Genomic DNA, 19,076 nt, shown 5'->3' on the forward strand with positions numbered 1-19,076 from the left:
GATGGCGGCCGTGCTGCAGCACTGACCCACCCCGTATCCGCAACAACCCGTCAAGGAGAGACACGCATGCATTCCATCCCCCGTCGTACCCTGCTGCGCAAGGTGCTGACTGCCGTCATAGGCGGCGGTTTCATCGCCCTGTCCCCGCTGGCCACGGCGCAACAGACGCAAAACCCGAACGCGGTGAAAGTGCTGGCCGAGATGGGCAAGGCCACGGTCATCACCGAGGGCAAGGGCCCGCGCGTGATCAACATCTTCTTCGACGCCAACTGCCCGTATTGCCATGCGCTCTACCTCGCCCTGCGTCCCACGATCGGCAAGGATGGCCTGGAGATCCGCTGGGTGCCGGTCGCGGTTCTCACCCCCACCAGCGTGACCAAGGGCGCCGCCATTCTGCAGGCGCCCGACCGCCTCAAGGCGTTTCAGGAGAACGAAAACACCTACGGCAAGGGGCCAACGGGGCAGGGCGGTGGCATCGCCCCGGCCACCCAGGTGCTGCCCGCAACCAGTGCCATCCTCAATGCCAACAACGCCTTGCTCGAAGCCACCAAGTCACCGGGGGTGCCCACCATGCTCTACCGCGACAAGCAGGGCAATGCCATGCTGGTGGTGGGCCCGCCCGACGCGCAGCAGCTCAAGGACATTCTCGCCAGCGTGAAATAGCAGGCGCTCAGCGCGCGCTGCGCAGCACCGTGGCCAGCGTGTCGTCGGGCAGCAGCCCGACAATGAGATGGGCGCGGCCGCTGGCATCGCGGTAGAGCATGACCGGAAAGGTCTGCAGGCCGGCCTGATGCATCAGCGCGGCGTTGGTCTGAAGCTGCTGCGCAACCTTGGCAGTCGGCTGCGACAGCGGGCGGATGCCGCCGGCCGGACTGTCGCCGAAGTTCCAGTCGTCCTCGTTTTGGTGAAACGCGGCCAGTGGGTCGGGTGCGGCCAGAATGGCGGCCGCCTTGCCCGGGCTGCTGGCCTCGAGTTGGCCGACCGGAATCCAGCGCAGGGCCAGGCCGCTCTTGCCCACCTCGCCCCGCGTGGACAGATAGAGCTTGTGCGAATAGGGGCAGTTGGGGTCGAAGAAGATGTAGACGATGCGCGGCCCCGCGCCTTCCTGCACCCAGTGCGCCTTGCCAATCGAGGTCAGCAGCGCAGCAGCGCGCGCAGCGGCGGGGTCTGCAGACCAGTCGAATGGTGCAGCGGCAGCAGAACTGGCCGCACCAGCCGCCACGGCATGACACAGCAACGGCACAGACCACAGCAAGCCCAGCCGCAGCAGCAGACGGCGCTGCGATGACGTGGCGGCCTGGAAGCGAACACAGTCGGAAGCGATGGCGTTCTTGGATGGCACGGCATTCCCCTTGAAGCCTGACTCTGAAAATAGCATCCTGGCCTGGCAAGTAAAGCGCGCAAACCCGCAGCGCGCGGGCGTGGCGCCCAAGAAAAAGGCCAGCGCATGCTGGCCTTTTTCAGCGGTTCAGCAGGTCAGAACACGATTTGCCCGCCGATGCCGACACCGAAGTTGGCGCTGCCATTGCTCAGGCCCTTGTCCAGATACACCTGAAACCCGCTGCCTTTCGCGTTGAGGTTGTAGTTCCAGGCCACGATCAGGTCCGACGGTGCGGAGCCGCCAGCCACCTGCGACTGCGCACCGGCATACATCAGGGTGATGATGTTTTGCTGGTTCGCCGCATAGCTCGCGCCGAACTGATAGATGCCGATATTGCGCAGGTTTTGTCCAGCCGGATTGCCGACGAAGCGGTAGCCCAGGTTGGCAAACGGAAACCAGTTGTTGCCCGCGATCTGCTGCAGGCCGACCCCGACTTCGTAATCGTTCTTGCCGGTGCCCAGGCCATCGGCGGCGGAAGCCGTGCCGAACTTGATCTTGGCGTAGGGCGTGACGGATGGCGTCAGTCCGCTGCCCTGGACGATCTTGTAATGCCCTGCCAGCCAGACATCCCCCAGGCCGCTGGCGGCGCGTGTCTTTGTCGAACTCGTGGTGCCGCCCACCACGGTGTTGCCGGAGACGGTTGCCCCGACGGGGAGCCCGGTTTCCGAGACGTAGGGGACAGTCAACTTGACGCGCCAGTTGCTGTCGCCGTACTGGATGTCTGTGGCGTCATAGCGGATATTGATGTTGTTGGCAGTGCCGAACTTGCCCTGGAAAAACGACAGGGTATTGCCGACGGTCAGAGCCGGTTCGGCTTGTGCGGTGCAGGCGCCGCCCACTGCAAGCAGGCTGGCAACGAGGGTAGGACGGATGAGCATGATGGTCTCGCGAGTGGGGAAAGGAGGCCAGCCTCGACACGGGGTTGAGGTGAGGAACCTGTTAACTGTGGGAAATTATCACACAAGAAAAACAAGTCATCCTTGTCCAATCGCAAACTGGCAAACCGTGGCGCAGCGGGGTTGATGCGCCACGTCGTGCGAAGGGCACTGGTATTCTGACGCCTTGTCCGGTTCATCCCCCATCGCTGTCTTTCGCCCGAGTCCTGATCCATGAGTGCATTGCCTCCCGATACGCCGCCGACGCGCCCCGAGTCGCCTGTCCAGCCCGCTGCGTGGGAGAAGCAGGTGCTCGAAAAGTTGGTGCTCGAAGTCGTCCATGAGAAACGGCGGGCACGGCGCTGGTCGATCTTTTTCCGCCTGGTGTTTCTCGGCATCCTCGGGGTGATCGTGTTCGGCGCGGTCATGGACAAATTCAGCAGCGCTGCCTCCAGCGGCCCGCACACCGCACTGATCGAACTCAACGGCGAAATTTCCATCGATTCGGCAGCAAGCGCCGACAACATCAACTCGGCCCTGCAGGATGCGTTTTCCAGCCCGCAGACCAAGGGGGTGATCCTGCGCATCAACAGCCCGGGGGGCAGTCCGGTGCAGGCGAGCCAGATCTTTGCGGAAATCGAGCGTCTGCGTGCCAAGTACAACAAGCCGGTGTATGCCGTCTGCGAGGAGGTGTGCGCGTCCGGGGCGTATTACGTGGCGGCGGCGGCCAATGACATCTACGTCAACCCGGCCAGCCTGGTGGGCTCCATCGGTGTGCTGATGGATGGCTTTGGCTTTTCCGGGCTGATGGACAAACTGGGGGTGACGCGCCGCCTGCTCACCGCGGGCGCCAACAAGGGCTTCATGGACCCGTTCACCCCCATGCCTGAAGACCAGAAGGCGTATGCGCTGGGCATGCTGGAACAGATTCACAAGCAGTTCATTGCCGCAGTGGAAAAGGGCCGCGGCAGCCGCCTGAAGGTGAACGACCAGACGTTCTCAGGGCTGGTGTGGACGGGAGAATCCGCAGTGCAGCAAGGGCTGGCAGACGGCTACGGCACTGTCGACCAGATTGCGCGCGACAAGATCAAGGCGCCGGACATCGTCGATTACACCCTGCAGGAAAATGTGGCCGAGCGTCTGGTCAAGCGCTTCGGCGCCTCGCTCGGCATGGGAGCGGTGCAGGCGTTGTCGAACCTGGGCTGGACGCTACGCTGATGGCGGCTGCGCGCGGTCCAGCACGTCGTAGCCGCTGCGCCGCAACATGTCGCACAGATCGATCAGCGGCAGGCCGACGAGCGCGGTGGGGTCGTTGCTGCGCATGTGCCTGAGCAAGGCGGGCCCGAGCGCTTCCGACTTGGCACTGCCCGCGCAGTCGTAGGGCTGGTCGAGGCGCAGATAGGCCTCGATCTCCGCCGGGCTCAGGCGACGAAATTCCACCTCGGTCGGACAGTTGCGCACCTGCTGCGTGCCGTCAGGTGCGATCACGCACACGGCAGTGTGGAACACGGCCACGCGTCCACTGAGTCGCTGCAACTGGTCCACTGCGGCAGCATGCGAGCCGGGCTTGCCCAGCGCCTCATCCCCGAGCATGCAGACCTGATCGGAGCCGATCACCCAGGCGCCGTGCGTGCCACGCGCAACGGCAGCAGCCTTTTCCGCGGCCAGCCGCAGGGCCAGATCGACCGGAGCTTCCCCGCTGCGGCGAGCTTCGTCCACATCGGGCGCACGCTGCACGAACGGCACCCGCAGCCGCCGCAGCAAATCGGCGCGGTAGCGGGAGGTGGACGCCAGAATCAGCTCGGCTGTCTCAGTGTCGGCCATCAATGCTTGCCGAAAAACCGGCCGTGCAGCCAGGCACCGATCAGAATGCCGAGAATGCTCAACAGCAAGGGCCAGTTGCCGACGCCCAATCCGGCAATCGCCGGGCCGGGACACACGCCGCTCAGGCCCCAGCCCACACCGAAGATCGCCGCGCCGATCAGTGTGCGGGCGTCCAGGTGCGAGGGATGCTTGCCGAACACCACGCCGAACACCGGGCGCTTCATCAGCCGCGGCAACAGGTGGTAGGCGACGAAGGTCACCCCGGCCGCGCCACCCATGACCAGCAGCAGGCCAAGGTTCTTCAGCATCAGAAACTGCAGAATGGCCTCCGGCCTGACCATGGTGGACAAGGCCAGGCCAAAACCGAACAGCCCGCCGGCAAGCAGGGCAGACAACATCACCGCAAGGGGAGGAACGCGCTGCATGTCAAAACCCTCCCATCGCGCGCACCACATGCGCCGTGAGTATGGCTGTGCTCAAGAAAATGATCACGGCCAGGATGGAGGGCAACTGCCCCGAACCCACGCCGCAGATGCCATGCCCCGAGGTGCAGCCGCCGCCCATGCGGGCGCCAAATCCGCCGACGATGCCGCCGACAAACAGTTGCCACAGCGGAACCTGGGTGACAAACCCTTCGCCATGTCCGAGGGTGTAGGTGAACACCGCGGCGCCGACAATGAGTCCCAGGCCATACATCAGCCGCCAGTTGCGTGTGGACACGAATTTTTCATGCTGAAAAAACGGATGGCGCGACACCAGGGACCAGACTGCCGTATAAGCCGTACTGATGCCGCCGATCAGCCCGGTCAGCCAGAACAGCACGCTGACTCCCAGGCCAATCATGATTCCGCCATAAAGAAAGGGCTCCCAGCCAGTTGGAAACCACTGTGCAATTGTGTTCATCTGCCTGTTCCTGCAAGTTGTTCCGGCGGTGTTGACCGCCCGGTTCGATCCTGTGCAGTGTAAAAGCACCCCGGCGCGGCGTCTCGGCGACATGTTGCAGTCGGTAAACTGCGGCAATGACTGCTGCTCCCTCCAAATCCGCATCGGATCGCCTTGCGACGAGCCGTCCGCCGCATGCGCTGGCCTTGTTCGACTTTGCCCGCACCGACGGCGAACTGCACGGGGCCGTCGCGCTGTCGGCGCTGTCCCGTCTGCGCGATCTGCTGGTGAGCGACGCCGGGGCGCCGGTGCAATGGACGCTGCGCGGATTTCAGCGCCAGCGGGTCGGCATGCGGCCTCAGGCGATGGTGGCCTTGCGCGTTCACGCAGAGCTGGGGCTGATCTGCCAGCGTTGCCTGCAGGAGATGACTCAGGAAATCGATGACGCTGCGGAATTCCGTCTGGTCATCGACGAGCCGCCATTGACCCTGGAGGAACTGGAGGCCGAGGATGAAGCCTTGCCCGCAGAAAACCCGATCGACGTGCTCGAACTCATTGAAGACCAGCTCATCCTTGCCTTGCCCCTGGTGCCCATGCACGCGGCTTGTCCGGATCGCCAGACGGCAGAGCCGAGCCCGCCCCCGGCTGACGCTGGTGAGCGAGAAGAGCGGCAACATCCTTTCGCCAACCTGCGCGAACTGATGGGCAACCCGAAGAAACGCTGAGAACCTTCACTGCGGGTGCGTGTGCTCGCATATAATGCTTAGCTTTTTCACAGGGGATTGCCGTGGCCGTCCAGCAAAACAAGAAATCACCTTCCAAGCGCGGTATGCACCGTGCGCATCAACACCTGAGCGCGCCGCCGCTGGCCGTCGAGGCCACCACGGGCGAGACGCATCTGCGCCATCACATCAGCCCGAACGGTTTTTACCGTGGTCGCAAAGTCGTCAAGACCAAGTCCGACGAGTAAGCCTTGCTTCTGCGCCCCGTGTGTCGCTTGAAATCTCCGGGCGACTGGTTGTGTTGCGTGCGGCCTGATCTGGCGCGGTTCAGGCCATGACCTGCACCCTGGCCGTCGATGTGATGGGCGGAGATCACGGTGCTCGAGCCATTCTTCCCGCCTGCGCGCAGTTCCTGAGGCAGCACCAGGACAGTCGCCTGTTGCTGGTCGGACAACTTCAGGCAGCCACGCCGCTGATGGCGCAACTTCAGCTCGATCGCGATCCGCGCGTCGAATTCGTCGTCGCCAGCGAAGTGGTGGCGTCGGATGATTCGGTGGAGGTTGCACTGCGCCGCAAGCGCGATTCCTCCATGCGCCGCGCCATTGAGCTGGTGCGCGATGGGAGGGCGCAAGCCTGCGTCTCCGCTGGGAATACCGGTGCGCTCATGGCCGTGGCGCGCTATCTGCTCAAGACGCTGCACGACATCGAGCGGCCGGCCATCGCGACTTATCTGCCCAATCAAAAGGGGCAGGGCACGCTGATGCTCGATCTCGGCGCGAATGTCGACTGCGAACCGCTGCATTTGCTGCAGTTCGCCGTCATGGGCACGGCGTATGCCGCAGCCGGCGGGCATCCGCAGCCCACGGTCGGTTTGCTCAACATCGGCGAAGAGATCATCAAGGGCAATGACATCATCAAGCGCGCGGCAGAACTGCTGCGCGAGGCAGACGCCCTGGGTCGCCTGCGCTTTCATGGCAACGTCGAGGGCAACGATATTTTCAAGGGCACGACCGACATCGTGGTGTGCGATGGCTTTGTCGGCAATGTCGCGCTGAAAACCTCGGAAGGTCTGGCGCAGATGCTCTCGGGCATGATTCGCGAGGAGTTCACCCGCACGCCCCTGAGCAAGCTGATGGCCCTGGTGGCCATGCCCGTGCTCAAGCGGTTTCGCCAGCGGGTCGATCATCGCCGCTACAACGGCGCGGCGCTGCTGGGCCTGCGCGGCCTCGTGATCAAAAGCCATGGCTCTGCCGACGCGTTTGCCTTCGAGCAGGCGCTGCTGCGTGCCCGGGAGGCCGTGCAGGGCGATGTTGTGCGGCAGATCGAGCGCATTCTCGAAGTCATGCACGCGCCATCCTCCGCGCTGACCGTGCCTGCCCCGGCAGCCTGAGCGTCAGATTTCTGCTCCCTGGTTCCAGACCTGGTTATCGCCCCATTCCCTGATCGATCCGCTCCATGTCCTCCTATTCCAGAATTTCCGGCACCGGCAGCGCGCTGCCGTCCCGCAGGGTCAGCAACGACGAACTGGCTGCAGATCTGGCCACGCGCGGCGTGGAAACCAGTGATGAATGGATTGTTGCGCGCACCGGCATCCGCTTTCGCCATTTTGCCGATGCGGGCATGACCAGTGTCGATCTGGGCGAACAGGCCGCACGCCGGGCGCTCGACGCGGCGGGGCTGCAGGCAAGCGACATCGGCCTCATCATTGTTGCCACTTCCACCCCGGACATGATTTTTCCGTCCAACGCCACGCTCATCCAGGGGCGTCTGGGCGCAGCGGGCGGCGCCGCGTTCGACGTTCAGGCGGTGTGCGCCGGGTTTGTCTACGCCCTGACCGTGGCCGATCAGTTCGTGCGCAGCGGCATGACGCGCCACGCCCTGGTCATCGGCGCCGAAGTGTTCTCCCACATTCTCGATTTCAACGACCGCACCACCTGCGTGCTGTTCGGCGATGGTGCCGGCGCCGTGGTGCTCAGTGCCAGCGACACGCCCGGCGTGCTGTCCAGCGCCCTGCATGCCGACGGGCGGCAGGCATCGATTCTGTGCACCCCGGGCCGAGTGTCCGGCGGCGAGATTGCAGGCAGCCCGTTCCTGAAAATGGACGGACAGGCGGTGTTCAAGCAGGCTGTGCATGTGCTCGAAGATGTGGCGCGCGAAGCACTGGCCAAGGCCGATCGCGCGCCATCCGATGTGGACTGGATGGTGCCGCATCAGGCCAATATCCGCATCATGACCCACACCGCGAAAAAGCTCGGCATTCCGACGGAAAAGATTGTTGTCACTGTCGATCAGCATGGAAACACCTCGGCGGCATCGATTCCGCTGGCCCTGGATGTCGCGGTGCGATCCGGCCAGGTCCAGCGCGGCGATACCCTGTTGTTCGAGGCGGTCGGCGGTGGCCTGACCTGGGGGGCCGCGGTCGTCGATTTCTGATTGGCGCTCGCGCGTCGTTCTGTTGTCATTTCACAGTTTTCAGCCATGACATTCGCATTCGTGTTCCCCGGCCAAGGCTCGCAGTCCGTCGGCATGCTCGACAAGTTGGCCGATCATCCTGCCGTGCGCGAAACCTTGCAGGAAGCCAGCGCCGCGCTGTCGCAAGACATTGTCACGCTGATCGCGCAGGGTCCGGCCGAACAGCTCAACCTCACGACCAATACCCAGCCCGTGATGTTGACCGCGGGAATCGCGCTGTACCGCGTCTGGCTGGCCGAGGGCGGGCGCAGGCCTGATGTCGTTGCCGGGCACAGCCTGGGCGAATACACCGCGCTGGTTGCAGCGCAAAGCCTCAGCCTGACCGATGCCTTGCCGCTGGTGCGTTTTCGTGCCCAGGCCATGCAGGACGCGGTTCCGGTGGGCACCGGCGGCATGGCCGCTGTGCTTGGGCTCGACGACGATGCGGTCCGCGCTGGCTGCGCGCAAGCCGCGCGGGAGACCGGCGAGGCGGTCGAGGCGGTCAATTTCAATTCACCGGGGCAGGTGGTGATTGCGGGCACGCAAGCTGCCGTGATGCGAGCGTGCGACGTGCTGAAGGCCGCGGGCGCCAAGCGCGCCCTGCCGCTGGCGGTCTCCGCGCCGTTCCACAGCAGCCTGCTGCAGGGGGCGGCCGAGCAGTTGCGCGGCTACCTGCAGGATGTGCCCCTGAAGGCGCCCAGCATTCCCCTGATCAACAATGTCGATGTAGCCCATCCCACCGAGCCGGATGCCATCCGCGACGCGCTCGCGCGCCAGGCCTGTCATCCGGTGCGCTGGGTGGAGTGTGTGCAGGCCATGGCGCAGATGGGCTGCACCACATTGGTGGAATGCGGCCCGGGTAAAGTGCTGCATGGCCTGACGCGCCGCATCAATCCCGCACTGCAATCCTTTGCTCTGGACGACGCGTCTGCAATTCCTTCCATTCAAACGGCCCTGGCATGAGCAATCCCCTCCCTGATCCCTCAACTGCACGCACTCTTGCCGGACAGATTGCACTGGTGACCGGCGCGTCCCGCGGCATCGGTGCGGCCATCGCCGCCGATCTTGCCGCGGCCGGCATGCGCGTCATCGGCACGGCGACATCCGAATCCGGCGCGCTGGCCATTACCGAGGCGCTGAAAGCCCAAGGCGGCCGAGGTGCCGTGCTCGACGTCAACGACGCCCAGGCCGGCGCAGCTCTGGTCGATGCCATCGTCAAGTCTGAAGGCGCGTTGCACGTGCTGGTCAACAACGCCGGAATTACCCGCGACATGCTCGCCATGCGCATGAGCGATGCCGACTGGGACGCCGTGCTTTCCACCAACCTGAGCGCCGTGTTCCGCATGTCGCGCGCCGTCATGCGCACCATGATGAAACAGCGCTACGGTCGCATCATCAACATCACCTCGGTGGTCGGCGCGTCCGGCAACCCGGGGCAGGCAAACTATGCTGCGGCCAAGGCCGGCGTGGCCGGCATGAGCCGGGCTCTGGCGCAGGAACTGGGCAGCCGCAACATCACCGTCAACTGTGTGGCGCCGGGCTTCATCGACACCGACATGACCCGCGGCCTGACCGAAGCGCAAACCCAGCCGATGCTGGCGCGCATTCCGCTGGGGCGCCTGGGCAAGCCCGAGGAAATTGCGCACGCCGTTTCCTTTCTGGCGTCGCCGCTGGCGGCGTACATCACGGGTGCCGTCCTGCACGTCAATGGCGGCATGTATATGCAATGAGTTTGCGCGAAAACGCGCCGAGTCGTCGTCAGGCGGGGTTATGCTCTCGGCCTGTCGTCGAAGCAGCGTCTGCGCTTGCTAAAATTTTTCACATTTCCACTGGAGGTTTCAATGAGTGACATCGAACAGCGCGTCAAAAAGATCATCGCCGAGCAACTGGGCGTTGCCGAAGACCAGGTGACCAACGAAAAATCCTTCGTGGATGATCTCGGTGCCGACTCACTGGATACCGTCGAACTGGTCATGGCGCTGGAAGACGAATTCCACATCGAAATCCCTGACGAAGACGCCGAGAAGATCACGACCGTGCAGTTGGCTGTCGATTACGCCAAGGCGCACTACAAGGCCTGAGCCGATTTCAAGCGACCTCGTTTTTCTGAACCCACTTTTGTTCGCGACCAAGCGCCAGCGCTTGCGCGGCTTGCCTGATTTCACATGACCCTTCGCCGACGAATTGCGATTACTGGCCTTGGCGCGGTTTCACCGCTGGGCAACACCCTGGATGACAACTGGTCCAATTTGCTCGCGGGCAAATCAGGCATCGGACGCATCACCAAATTCGATGCCTCGGCCTATTCCGTGCAGATCGCTGGCGAAGTGCGTGATTTCGATGTGACGCAATACATCGCGGCCAAGGAAGCGCGCCACATGGATACGTTCATTCACTACGGCATCGCAGCGTCGATGCAGGCCGTGCGTGACAGTGGCATCGATCAGGCCGGGCTCGATCCAGAGCGCGTCGGCGTGCTGGTTGGTTCGGGTATCGGTGGCCTGCCGCTGATCGAAAACACCTACAAGGAACTGCTTGAGCGTGGCCCGCGCCGCGTCACGCCGTTCTTTGTCCCGGCGTCGATCATCAACATGGTGTCCGGGCATGTGTCCATCGAATACGGCTTTCAGGGCCCCAATCTCTCCGTCGTCACGGCCTGCACCACCGGGCTGCACGCCATTGGTCTGGCCGCGCGCCTCATCGAATCGGGCGACGCGGACGTCATGGTAGCCGGTGGGGCCGAGGCCACGGTCTCGCCCCTGGGGATCGGTGGCTTTGCCTCGGCGCGCGCCCTGTCCACCCGCAATGACGACCCAGCCACTGCGAGTCGTCCGTGGGACAAGGACCGCGATGGGTTCGTTCTGGGCGAGGGCGCCGGTGTCATGGTGCTCGAAGACTATGAACTCGCCGTCAAGCGCGGCGCAAAAATCTATGCCGAGCTCGTCGGTTTCGGGATGAGCGGAGATGCCGGGCACATCACCGCGCCCAACACCGATGGGCCGCGGCGCAGCATGTTGCTGGCGCTGAAAAACGCCGGCGTGGCGGCCGATCAGGTGCAGATGGTCAACGCGCACGGCACGTCCACGCCCCTGGGCGACAAGAACGAGTCCGACGCCATCAAACTGGCCTTCGGCGATCATGCCTACAAACTGGTGGTGAATTCCACCAAATCCATGACCGGCCACCTGCTCGGCGGTGCCGGTGGCGTGGAGTCGGTGTTCACCGTGCTGTCGCTGCATCATCAGGTGTGTCCGCCGACCATCAATCTGCAGACACCCGACCCTGAGTGCGATCTCGACTATTGCGCCAACACCGCGCGCGACATGCGGATCGAATACGCGCTGAAAAACAACTTTGGCTTTGGCGGTACCAACGGGTCGCTCTTGTTCAAGCGTGTCTGATTGGGCAAGATGAGCGCCCAGTGTTTTTTTGAGTGTGTCGCATGAAGACCGTTGCGCCCTTGCAGATCCGGGTTGAACACTTCGGCCGCTGGCATCTGCTGCTCGGGCTGTTCAGCGCTGCATCGCTGCTCGCTGCCGGCTGGACCATCTGGGTCTGGCGCGATACCGATTCGCTCAATTTGATGGCCGCCTTCGCGGCTGCCATTTTCCTGGCGATCCAGTCCGCACAATATCCCTACTGGACGATCCGCGCGTTCACCCTGTTTCATGGCGAGCGTGGCTGGAGACTGCAACGTGGTGACGGTCTGGAGGAGGTGCTGCAGGTGCGCAGCATGGTGCTGCCCGGGCTGTTGCTGGTCCTTGGCCTGACTGCCAAGGGACGGGTGGTTCTGCCCATTCCAAGTGACATTCAACCCGGTATTTTTCGCGAACTGCGACTGCGCCTGGGCGCACTGTCTCATTGAAGCCCGGTGGAGCAAGACAACCTCAGCGATGCCGTCCTGGTGCAGCAGGTTCAGGCAGGGCATCAGAAGGCATTCGATCTGCTTGTCGCCAAGTATCAGCGCAGGATCTATCGCCTGGTGCTGCGCTTCATCCGCGATCCGGCCCAGGCCGAAGATGTGGCGCAGGAAACCTTCCTGCGCGCCTACCGCGCCATTGGACAATTTCGGGGCGATAGCCAGTTCTACACCTGGCTCTACCGTATCGCGGTCAATACCGCAAAGAAAGCGATATCCGACGACATGCGCGACCCTACGGTGTCCGAAGGGGACGCCACGGGATCGGGTGAAGAAACTTTTAGCCCGACCGAGTTACTAACCAACAACGAAACCCCCGAGTCCCTGCTGATTTCCAAGGAAATCGTGCAGACGGTGAATGCGGCGATGGAATCCCTGCCTGACGATTTGCGCACGGCGATCACCCTGCGCGAAATCGAGGGCTTGAGTTACGAGGAGATTTCCGATGTCATGCAATGCCCGATCGGCACGGTGCGGTCGCGGATTTTTCGCGCCCGTGAGGCGATTGCAGAGCGCTTGCGCCCTGTGATCGAGCACAAGGGCGGCAAACGCTGGTGAGTCTGGGGATGAACAGTCGGTACGGATGTGCAGGAGACGGAAAATGAGTCAAGACATGTCGCGAGAACAACTTTCGGCCCTGATCGATGGGGAGGGGGATTTCCGCTCGCCTTCCCCGCAGGCGACGGCTTTTGTGCGCCAGACGGCATCGGACGAAGCCGCGCGGCGCGATTGGCTGCTGTACGCGCAGATTGGCGATCTCTTGCGCTCCTCCGATCTCACGCCGATGCCACGAGAGCAGGATTTTCTGCAGCGGGTGAGCGCGGCCGTGGCACGCGAACCCATTGTGCTGCAGCCGCAGCCCGCAGCGGTTGCAGCCAAGCAGGTCGTGCCGCATCGCCGTCCACACTGGAGCACCCGCATGGCTGCAGGAATGGCCGCGGTGGGCGGTGTCGCCGTGATGGCATGGGTGGCGCTGCCGGGTCTGCAGCGCACGGAGCCGCAGGGGATGCGTGTGACGTCGCAGAGCAAGGTCGTTGCGTCTGCGGGCGGCCTCGCGACGTCGAATCCGCTGCAGATGCGTATCAGCGAGACGCGCACCGGGGCTGCTGAAGGTCAGCTGGGACAGTCTGGCGTGACGGGTCTGATGGCGACGGAAGCCGTCACCGATGCCTCCGGGCGCCAGGCAACTGGCACGGCGCAAATCCTTCCCGTGTCCGCGCAAATGCCCATGGTCGAGTATCTGCTGGCGCATCAGCAAATGGCCGGCGGCATGATGCCCGTCGTGCCGGCAACCCTGCGGGTTGTCGCCGATCGCCCGGCAACTCCGGCAGCGCTGTCGCACTGATGGCGGGTCTGCATTCCCATCCAGGAAAGGCCGCTGGCAGGTTGGCACGCCACCTGCGTGGATCGGCACTGGGTGGCGCGTTGAGCGTCCTGATGCTCGCGCCGGTCTTTGCCGCGCAGACGCTCCCGGGGCCGACCGAACAGACGCTGACGTCCACGAACAGACTGCAACCGTCCGACGGCCAGCCGCACACGCCCGGACTGGAGCATTGGCTGCAGACCGTGAGCTCTGCGGCGCGCACCATGAACTACAGCGGGGTGTTCATCACCCAGCGTGGCGAAGACATCAGCACGTCCAGTCTGGTGCACTACGTGGTTCCCCAAGGCCATTTCGAGCGCATCGAAACCCTGGACGGGCAGCGGCGCATCATGGTGTCGCTCAACGATCAGGTGCGCACCAGCTGGCCGGATTACAGACTGACACTGATCGACAATCAGGCGGGACAGGCCAGCTTTCCGCGACTGCTCAAAACCACGGATGGCGAGGTCGATCGCAATTACCGGCTGGAGCGCGGCGGGCAGGAACGCTGCGCGGGCTATGAATGCCAAGTCTCCACCATTCTGCCGCGCGACGATCTGCGCTGGGGATATCGGCTGTGGTCGCTGCGCGATTCCCAGCTTCTGGTCAAGGCGCAAACCCTCGACACCGCAGGGCATGTCATCGATCAGGTTGCATTCACCCAGCTGAAAATCAATATTGCGCCGCAAGACGCGCTGGTGCAGGACAGCCTGCGCCAGCCTCCAGGCTATGCGGTGGAGCACATGAAAGTCGTTCCGGTCACTCTGCAGTCGCAGGGCTGGGCCTTGTCGGCGCCGGTGCCGGGTTTCAAGACGGTCGGCGTGTTTCGCCGCAGCATGTCGGTTGGCGGGAAGTCCTCGGAAGTGCTGCAGTGGCTGCTCAGTGACGGGCTGGCGTCGGTGTCCATCTTCATTCAGCCCGCAGCCGCGCTGACCGAGCCGGTCGCGCCCGAACAAAGGGTTGGCGGCACGCTGGCATTGTCGCGCCGCATGGGGGACGCCTGGCTGACCGTGATGGGCGCTGTGCCGGAACGCACCTTGCGTCGCGTGAGCCAAGCCGTGGTGCGGGTGCAATAGCGCAATTTGCGCGGGGTCTCTGCCCTGCCGCAGCATGGCTGCGGTGTTTTCCGTATGCTGACAAGGTTTTGAATCCATTGACGAATTGCAGTGACCTGCCTGAAATCAGGCGTGATGTATCAGGGAGAAATCGGTGAAAAATTTTCTGTTGACCTTTGTGAGCGCTGGACTGCTGGTGATGACCGGGGCTGTTGCTCCGGCACAGGCTGCGGGATCTGCGCCGACGCCGGCGTGCGTCGCCTGCGGCCTGCCGGATTTCACCGGACTGGTGGAAAAGGCCGGGCCGTCCGTGGTCAATATCCGCACCTACAAGAAAGTGGCAGTGGGCAGCGGCGACGGCATGGACGACCAGACCCGCGAGTTGCTGCGCCGTTTCTTCGGCGTTCCCATTCCGGCGCCGGACACGCCGAAGGATGGCAAGGGCGCGCCGCAGGATGAAGAAGAACGGCCTACCGGCGTGGGTTCGGGCTTCATCATCAGCCCGGACGGCTACATCATGACCAATGCGCATGTGGTCGATGGTGCCGACGAGCTCATGGTCACCCTGACCGACAAGCGCGAGTTCAAGGCCAAGCTCATCGGCGCGGACAAGCGCACCGATGTTGCGCTGGTGAAAATCGATACCAAGCAGCCGCTGCCTGCTGTGCAGATCGGCGATTCCTCCAAGGTCAAGGTGGGTGAATGGGTGGTGGCGATCGGCTCGCCCTTCGGTCTGGAAAACACCGTGACTGCGGGCATCGTCAGCGCCAAAGGGCGCGATACCGGCGACTACACCCCCTTCATCCAGACCGATGTGGCGGTCAATCCCGGCAACTCGGGCGGGCCGCTGATCGACATGCGCGGCAACGTGATCGGCATCAATTCCCAGATCTACAGCCGCACTGGCGGATTCATGGGCATCTCGTTTGCCATCCCGATCGACGAGGCCATGCGCGTGGTCGATCAGCTCAAGAAACAGGGCTATGTGGTGCGCGGCAAGATCGGCGTGCAGATCGACAGCGTGAGCCGTGAACTGGCCGACTCGCTCGGCCTGGGACAGGCCCGCGGTGCGCTGGTGCGCGTGGTCGAGAAAGGCGGCGCGGCGGACAAGGCCGGCGTGCAGGTTGGCGACATCGTGACCAGCTTCAACGGCAAGCCGGTGGAGCGCGCCAACGACCTGCCGCGACTCGTCGGGGAAACCAAACCGGACGCCACCGTACCGATGCAAGTGCTGCGCATGGGCAAGACCGTGACCCTGAACGTCAAGGTAGGCGAGTGGGTCATGGACAAGAAGTCCGGCACCAAGCCTGCCGATGAGCAGAAGCCCGAAGCCGTGAGCAAGGCCAACGCGCTGGGCGTGAAGGTCATCGACCTCAATGAAGCGCAAAAACGCCAGCTCGGCGTCAGCAGTGGTGTGCTGGTCGAGGCGGTGCGCAACGGCGCCGCGCGGGATGGCCTGCGTGTGGGCGATGTGATTCTGGCGGTGGGCAATGCCGCGGTGAACAGCGCCGCCCAGTTCAACGCCATCAGCGCCCAGCTTCCCGTGGGCAAGCAGGTGGCCGTACTGGTGCGGCGCGGAGATGCGGGGCTGTACATCCTGCTGCGCCCGCAGAACTGAAGTGTTGAAGCGATGGTTGGGTGTCCGACCCGGTCTCGGTGCCGGGTTAGAATGACATCCCAACAAGCAGCAGCAGTTGCCAAATTCGATTTGTTGGAAGGCGCGTCAGGCTTGTCGCGCCTTTTTTCTTGAGTTCCCCCGTGTTTTGCGTCATTCCCGCAGGGTTCGTCCGCGGGGCCTGAGCCGGTCGCCCCAGCGGTCCTTTGCATGAATCACATCCGCAATTTTTCCATCATCGCCCATATCGACCACGGAAAATCCACCCTGGCCGATCGCATCATCCAGCGCTGCGGCGGCCTGTCCGACCGCGAGATGGAAGCCCAGGTGCTCGATTCCATGGACATCGAGCGCGAGCGCGGCATCACCATCAAGGCGCAGACCGCGGCGCTGCAATACACCGCCCGCGACGGCCAGACCTATACCCTCAACCTGATCGACACCCCAGGTCACGTGGACTTCAGCTACGAGGTCAGCCGCTCACTCTCCGCCTGCGAGGGTGCGCTGCTGGTGGTCGATGCCAGTCAGGGCGTCGAGGCGCAGACCGTGGCGAACTGCTACACCGCGCTCGATCTGGGCGTGGAAGTGGTGCCGGTACTCAACAAGATGGACCTGCCGCAGGCCGATCCCGAGCGCGCCAAGGAGGAAATCGAGGAAGTCATCGGCATCGACGCCACCGATGCCATTCCCTGCAGCGCCAAGACCGGCATGGGCATCGACGACATTCTGGAGGCCGTCATCACCCGCATGCCTCCGCCCAAGGGTGAGTTGAATGCGCCGCTGCGCGCCATGATCATCGACTCCTGGTTCGATCCCTATGTCGGCGTGGTCATGCTGGTGCGCGTGGTGGACGGGGCGCTGAAAAAGGGAGAGCGCTTCAAGATGATGGCGACGCACGCCGCCTACAACGTCGAGCAGCTCGGGGTGTTCACACCCAAGGCGGTGCAGCGCGAGGTGCTCAACGCGGGCGAGGTGGGTTTCATCATTGCCGGCATCAAGGAATTGCAGGCCGCCAAGGTGGGCGACACCATCACGCTGGAAAAGAAGCTGCCCAACAACCTCGGACCTGCCGCCGAGCCGCTGCCGGGCTTCAAGGAGATTCAGCCCCAGGTGTTCGCGGGTCTGTATCCCACCGAGGCGAGCGAGTACGACCAACTGCGCGACGCGCTCGAAAAGCTCAAGCTCAATGACGCCGCGTTGCGTTACGAGCCCGAAGTGAGTCAGGCGCTGGGTTTCGGCTTTCGCTGCGGCTTTCTCGGTCTGCTGCACATGGAAATCGTGCAGGAGCGGCTGGAGCGCGAGTTCGATCAGGATCTGATCACCACCGCGCCGTCGGTGGTCTATCAGGTGGTGCTGGCCAATGGGGAGATCATCGAGGTGGAAAATCCCTCGAAGATGCCCGACCAGGGACGCATCGCCGAGATCCGCGAGCCCATCGTCACCGTGCATCTGTACATGCCGCAAGACTATGTCGGCCCGGTGATGACCTTGGCCAACCAGAAACGTGGCATGCAGCTCAACATGGCGTACCACGGTCGGCAAGTCATGCTGACCTACGACATGCCACTGGCGGAAATCGTGCTCGACTTTTTCGACAAGCTCAAGAGCGTCTCGCGCGGCTACGCATCGATGGATTACGAGTTCAAGGAGTACCGCGCCGCCGATGTGGTGAAAGTGGACATGCTGATCAACGGCGACCGGGTGGACGCGCTGTCCATCATCGTCCACCGCAGCCAGAGCCAGTATCGCGGGCGACAGGTGGCGGCCAAGATGCGCGAGATCATTCCGCGCCAGATGTACGACGTCGCCATTCAGGCTGCCATCGGCGGCAACATCATCTCGCGTGAGACAATCAAGGCCCTGCGCAAGAACGTGCTGGCCAAGTGCTATGGCGGCGACATCAGTCGCAAGCGCAAGCTGCTGGAAAAGCAGAAGGCGGGCAAAAAACGCATGAAACAGATCGGCTCGGTCGAGGTTCCGCAAGAAGCATTCCTCGCCATCCTGCAAGTCGAAGACTGACCCCCCACACTCCCCACACCCCGTATGGAAACCGCGCCCAGCGTCAATTTCACCCTGTTGCTTTTCATTCTGCTGGTCGTCACTGGCGCGTTCTGGTTCGCCGAGCGCTGGTACTTCGCACCGCAGCGCAGGCGTGCAGCCAATGCTGCGGCCGCCCAGTTGCAGGAGCGGCGCAGCGCGCTGGCCAGGCAGGGGCTGGCCACGGATGGTGCCGTGGCCACCGATGCAGAAATCGAGGCGGCGCGCGCGCGGGTGCAGAGCCAGCCTTGGTGGCTGGAGTGGACCGCAGGCCTGTTTCCGGTCATTCTGGTGGTGTTTCTGCTGCGCTCCTTCGTCGCCGAGCCGTTCAAGATTCCCTCTGGATCGATGGAACCGACATTGGTGCCCGGCGACCTGATTCTGGTGAACAAATTCGACTACGGCCTGCGCCTGCCGCTGCTCGAAACGCGTCTGACCCCGGGCGAACTCCCCCGTCGTGGTGACGTGATCGTGTTCCGCCTGCCCAAGGATCCGCGCATCGACTACATCAAGCGCATCGTCGGCCTGCCGGGCGATACCGTGTCCTACGAGAACAAGCAACTGGTGATCAACGGCAAGCCGGTGCAGGAAACGCCGCTGCCTGACTACTTCGATCCCGGCACCATGACGTATTACAAGCAGTTCATGGAAAAGCTGGGCACGCACGAACACCGCATCATGATCAATCCGATGGCGCCGCCCTATGTCATCGGCGGGCCGGACGACTTTCCGCATCGAGACATGTGCCACTACAACGCCGAGGGCTTTGTCTGCAAGGTCCCGGCCGGCAATTACTTCGTCATGGGCGACAACCGCGACAACTCGCTGGATTCACGTTATTGGGGTTTCGTGCCCGAGCGCAATATCATCGGCAAAGCCTTTGTGGTGTGGATGAATTTCAGCGCACCAAAAAACATTGGGCTGATTCATTGATCGTCAATGCCGGATGGAG

Annotated in this window: 22 protein-coding genes; 17 read left to right on the forward strand and 5 right to left on the reverse strand. The window is 63.4% G+C overall.

Annotation, left to right across the window (positions count from 1 at the left end; translation table 11 throughout):
* Positions 1 to 66 precede the first annotated feature (66 nt).
* Positions 67 to 663: a thioredoxin fold domain-containing protein gene (locus AC1ZQA_RS04195; protein WP_482678570.1), complete on the forward strand. Its 597-nt coding sequence runs from the start codon at positions 67 to 69 to the stop codon at positions 661 to 663.
* A 7-nt stretch (positions 664 to 670) separates the two neighbouring features.
* On the opposite strand, the gene AC1ZQA_RS04200 is transcribed toward AC1ZQA_RS04195, so the two are convergent.
* Together AC1ZQA_RS04200 and AC1ZQA_RS04205 are read right to left on the reverse strand one after the other, a co-directional pair.
* Complete coding sequence (locus tag AC1ZQA_RS04200) at positions 671 to 1,342, reverse strand: thioredoxin fold domain-containing protein (protein WP_482678571.1); 672 nt, start codon at positions 1,340 to 1,342, stop codon at positions 671 to 673.
* A gap of 134 nt (positions 1,343 to 1,476) precedes the next feature.
* The gene (locus tag AC1ZQA_RS04205) at positions 1,477 to 2,259 is read right to left on the reverse strand and encodes a hypothetical protein (RefSeq protein WP_482678572.1); all 783 of its coding nucleotides are present in this window, start codon (positions 2,257 to 2,259) and stop codon (positions 1,477 to 1,479) included.
* Between the two features lie 231 nt (positions 2,260 to 2,490).
* Between AC1ZQA_RS04205 and AC1ZQA_RS04210 the strand changes: the two genes are divergently transcribed.
* Positions 2,491 to 3,474 carry a S49 family peptidase gene (locus AC1ZQA_RS04210; RefSeq protein ID WP_482678573.1) on the forward strand — a complete coding sequence of 328 codons (984 nt, stop codon included), beginning with the start codon at positions 2,491 to 2,493 and terminating at the stop codon, positions 3,472 to 3,474.
* On the opposite strand, the gene AC1ZQA_RS04215 is transcribed toward AC1ZQA_RS04210, so the two are convergent.
* The 3 genes from AC1ZQA_RS04215 to AC1ZQA_RS04225 are packed head-to-tail and all read right to left on the reverse strand — an operon-like array spanning position 3,466 to position 4,983.
* Positions 3,466 to 4,080 (reverse strand): Maf family protein, encoded by a 615-nt coding sequence (locus tag AC1ZQA_RS04215; RefSeq protein ID WP_482678574.1) that lies wholly within the window; start codon positions 4,078 to 4,080, stop codon positions 3,466 to 3,468. The genes AC1ZQA_RS04210 and AC1ZQA_RS04215 overlap by 9 nt on opposite strands.
* Positions 4,080 to 4,505 carry a DUF6691 family protein gene (locus AC1ZQA_RS04220; RefSeq protein ID WP_482678575.1) on the reverse strand — a complete coding sequence of 142 codons (426 nt, stop codon included), beginning with the start codon at positions 4,503 to 4,505 and terminating at the stop codon, positions 4,080 to 4,082. The genes AC1ZQA_RS04215 and AC1ZQA_RS04220 overlap by 1 nt, the downstream gene beginning before the upstream one ends.
* 1 nt (position 4,506) lies before the next feature.
* The gene (locus AC1ZQA_RS04225) at positions 4,507 to 4,983 is read right to left on the reverse strand and encodes a YeeE/YedE family protein (protein ID WP_482678576.1); all 477 of its coding nucleotides are present in this window, start codon (positions 4,981 to 4,983) and stop codon (positions 4,507 to 4,509) included.
* Between the two features lie 116 nt (positions 4,984 to 5,099).
* Here AC1ZQA_RS04225 and AC1ZQA_RS04230 point away from each other — a divergent pair, with 116 nt between their 5' ends.
* From AC1ZQA_RS04230 to lepB, 15 genes are all read left to right on the forward strand, one after another.
* Entirely contained in the window at positions 5,100 to 5,687 is a 588-nt protein-coding gene (locus tag AC1ZQA_RS04230) for a YceD family protein (RefSeq protein ID WP_482678577.1), read from the forward strand.
* Between the two features lie 62 nt (positions 5,688 to 5,749).
* Positions 5,750 to 5,932: a 50S ribosomal protein L32 gene (gene rpmF / locus AC1ZQA_RS04235; protein WP_482678578.1), complete on the forward strand. Its 183-nt coding sequence runs from the start codon at positions 5,750 to 5,752 to the stop codon at positions 5,930 to 5,932.
* Positions 5,933 to 6,018: 86 nt separating this feature from the next.
* A complete protein-coding gene (gene plsX, locus AC1ZQA_RS04240) occupies positions 6,019 to 7,074 on the forward strand; it encodes a phosphate acyltransferase PlsX (RefSeq protein ID WP_482678579.1) in 1,056 nt (351 codons plus the stop codon).
* A 65-nt stretch (positions 7,075 to 7,139) separates the two neighbouring features.
* Positions 7,140 to 8,117 carry a beta-ketoacyl-ACP synthase III gene (locus AC1ZQA_RS04245; protein ID WP_482678580.1) on the forward strand — a complete coding sequence of 326 codons (978 nt, stop codon included), beginning with the start codon at positions 7,140 to 7,142 and terminating at the stop codon, positions 8,115 to 8,117.
* A gap of 45 nt (positions 8,118 to 8,162) precedes the next feature.
* The gene (gene fabD / locus AC1ZQA_RS04250) at positions 8,163 to 9,098 is read left to right on the forward strand and encodes an ACP S-malonyltransferase (RefSeq protein WP_482678581.1); all 936 of its coding nucleotides are present in this window, start codon (positions 8,163 to 8,165) and stop codon (positions 9,096 to 9,098) included.
* Entirely contained in the window at positions 9,095 to 9,865 is a 771-nt protein-coding gene (gene fabG, locus AC1ZQA_RS04255; RefSeq protein ID WP_482678582.1) for a 3-oxoacyl-ACP reductase FabG, read from the forward strand. Before fabD ends, fabG begins: the two co-directional genes overlap by 4 nt.
* A 111-nt stretch (positions 9,866 to 9,976) precedes the next feature.
* The gene (gene acpP / locus AC1ZQA_RS04260; protein WP_013106675.1) at positions 9,977 to 10,216 is read left to right on the forward strand and encodes an acyl carrier protein; all 240 of its coding nucleotides are present in this window, start codon (positions 9,977 to 9,979) and stop codon (positions 10,214 to 10,216) included.
* Positions 10,217 to 10,300: 84 nt separating this feature from the next.
* Positions 10,301 to 11,536 (forward strand): beta-ketoacyl-ACP synthase II, encoded by a 1,236-nt coding sequence (fabF, locus tag AC1ZQA_RS04265; protein ID WP_482678583.1) that lies wholly within the window; start codon positions 10,301 to 10,303, stop codon positions 11,534 to 11,536.
* Positions 11,537 to 11,577: 41 nt separating this feature from the next.
* A complete protein-coding gene (locus AC1ZQA_RS04270; RefSeq protein ID WP_482678584.1) occupies positions 11,578 to 12,000 on the forward strand; it encodes a hypothetical protein in 423 nt (140 codons plus the stop codon).
* 6 nt (positions 12,001 to 12,006) lie between these two features.
* Positions 12,007 to 12,612 carry an RNA polymerase sigma factor RpoE gene (gene rpoE / locus AC1ZQA_RS04275; RefSeq protein ID WP_482678585.1) on the forward strand — a complete coding sequence of 202 codons (606 nt, stop codon included), beginning with the start codon at positions 12,007 to 12,009 and terminating at the stop codon, positions 12,610 to 12,612.
* A 55-nt stretch (positions 12,613 to 12,667) separates the two neighbouring features.
* The gene (locus AC1ZQA_RS04280) at positions 12,668 to 13,399 is read left to right on the forward strand and encodes a sigma-E factor negative regulatory protein (protein ID WP_482678586.1); all 732 of its coding nucleotides are present in this window, start codon (positions 12,668 to 12,670) and stop codon (positions 13,397 to 13,399) included.
* A 92-nt stretch (positions 13,400 to 13,491) separates the two neighbouring features.
* The gene (locus tag AC1ZQA_RS04285) at positions 13,492 to 14,493 is read left to right on the forward strand and encodes a MucB/RseB C-terminal domain-containing protein (RefSeq protein ID WP_482678587.1); all 1,002 of its coding nucleotides are present in this window, start codon (positions 13,492 to 13,494) and stop codon (positions 14,491 to 14,493) included.
* 178 nt (positions 14,494 to 14,671) lie between these two features.
* The gene (locus AC1ZQA_RS04290) at positions 14,672 to 16,090 is read left to right on the forward strand and encodes a DegQ family serine endoprotease (protein WP_482679272.1); all 1,419 of its coding nucleotides are present in this window, start codon (positions 14,672 to 14,674) and stop codon (positions 16,088 to 16,090) included.
* A gap of 207 nt (positions 16,091 to 16,297) precedes the next feature.
* The gene (gene lepA, locus AC1ZQA_RS04295; protein ID WP_482678588.1) at positions 16,298 to 18,106 is read left to right on the forward strand and encodes a translation elongation factor 4; all 1,809 of its coding nucleotides are present in this window, start codon (positions 16,298 to 16,300) and stop codon (positions 18,104 to 18,106) included.
* Between the two features lie 24 nt (positions 18,107 to 18,130).
* Positions 18,131 to 19,057: a signal peptidase I gene (gene lepB, locus AC1ZQA_RS04300; RefSeq protein ID WP_482678589.1), complete on the forward strand. Its 927-nt coding sequence runs from the start codon at positions 18,131 to 18,133 to the stop codon at positions 19,055 to 19,057.
* The last annotated feature ends 19 nt before the right edge of the window (positions 19,058 to 19,076 follow it).

The sequence above is a fragment of the Thiomonas sp. DCM-2 genome (assembly GCF_056820905.1).

Bases quoted from the DNA above. Each gene is read 5' to 3' on its own strand.
- AC1ZQA_RS04225 (WP_482678576.1), bottom strand. From the start codon at position 4,983: ATGAACACAATTGCACAGTGGTTTCCAACTGGCTGGGAGCCCTTTCTT.
- fabD (WP_482678581.1), top strand. From the start codon at position 8,163: ATGACATTCGCATTCGTGTTCCCCGGCCAAGGCTCGCAGTCCGTCGGC.
- lepA (WP_482678588.1), top strand. From the start codon at position 16,298: ATGAATCACATCCGCAATTTTTCCATCATCGCCCATATCGACCACGGA.
- fabF (WP_482678583.1), top strand. From the start codon at position 10,301: ATGACCCTTCGCCGACGAATTGCGATTACTGGCCTTGGCGCGGTTTCA.
- AC1ZQA_RS04270 (WP_482678584.1), top strand. From the start codon at position 11,578: ATGAAGACCGTTGCGCCCTTGCAGATCCGGGTTGAACACTTCGGCCGC.
- AC1ZQA_RS04280 (WP_482678586.1), top strand. From the start codon at position 12,668: ATGTCGCGAGAACAACTTTCGGCCCTGATCGATGGGGAGGGGGATTTC.
- AC1ZQA_RS04220 (WP_482678575.1), bottom strand. From the start codon at position 4,505: ATGCAGCGCGTTCCTCCCCTTGCGGTGATGTTGTCTGCCCTGCTTGCC.
- AC1ZQA_RS04205 (WP_482678572.1), bottom strand. From the start codon at position 2,259: ATGCTCATCCGTCCTACCCTCGTTGCCAGCCTGCTTGCAGTGGGCGGC.
- AC1ZQA_RS04245 (WP_482678580.1), top strand. From the start codon at position 7,140: ATGTCCTCCTATTCCAGAATTTCCGGCACCGGCAGCGCGCTGCCGTCC.
- AC1ZQA_RS04215 (WP_482678574.1), bottom strand. From the start codon at position 4,080: ATGGCCGACACTGAGACAGCCGAGCTGATTCTGGCGTCCACCTCCCGC.
- AC1ZQA_RS04195 (WP_482678570.1), top strand. From the start codon at position 67: ATGCATTCCATCCCCCGTCGTACCCTGCTGCGCAAGGTGCTGACTGCC.
- AC1ZQA_RS04230 (WP_482678577.1), top strand. From the start codon at position 5,100: ATGACTGCTGCTCCCTCCAAATCCGCATCGGATCGCCTTGCGACGAGC.
- fabG (WP_482678582.1), top strand. From the start codon at position 9,095: ATGAGCAATCCCCTCCCTGATCCCTCAACTGCACGCACTCTTGCCGGA.
- AC1ZQA_RS04290 (WP_482679272.1), top strand. From the start codon at position 14,672: ATGACCGGGGCTGTTGCTCCGGCACAGGCTGCGGGATCTGCGCCGACG.
- AC1ZQA_RS04210 (WP_482678573.1), top strand. From the start codon at position 2,491: ATGAGTGCATTGCCTCCCGATACGCCGCCGACGCGCCCCGAGTCGCCT.
- AC1ZQA_RS04285 (WP_482678587.1), top strand. From the start codon at position 13,492: ATGCTCGCGCCGGTCTTTGCCGCGCAGACGCTCCCGGGGCCGACCGAA.
- plsX (WP_482678579.1), top strand. From the start codon at position 6,019: ATGACCTGCACCCTGGCCGTCGATGTGATGGGCGGAGATCACGGTGCT.
- lepB (WP_482678589.1), top strand. From the start codon at position 18,131: ATGGAAACCGCGCCCAGCGTCAATTTCACCCTGTTGCTTTTCATTCTG.
- acpP (WP_013106675.1), top strand. From the start codon at position 9,977: ATGAGTGACATCGAACAGCGCGTCAAAAAGATCATCGCCGAGCAACTG.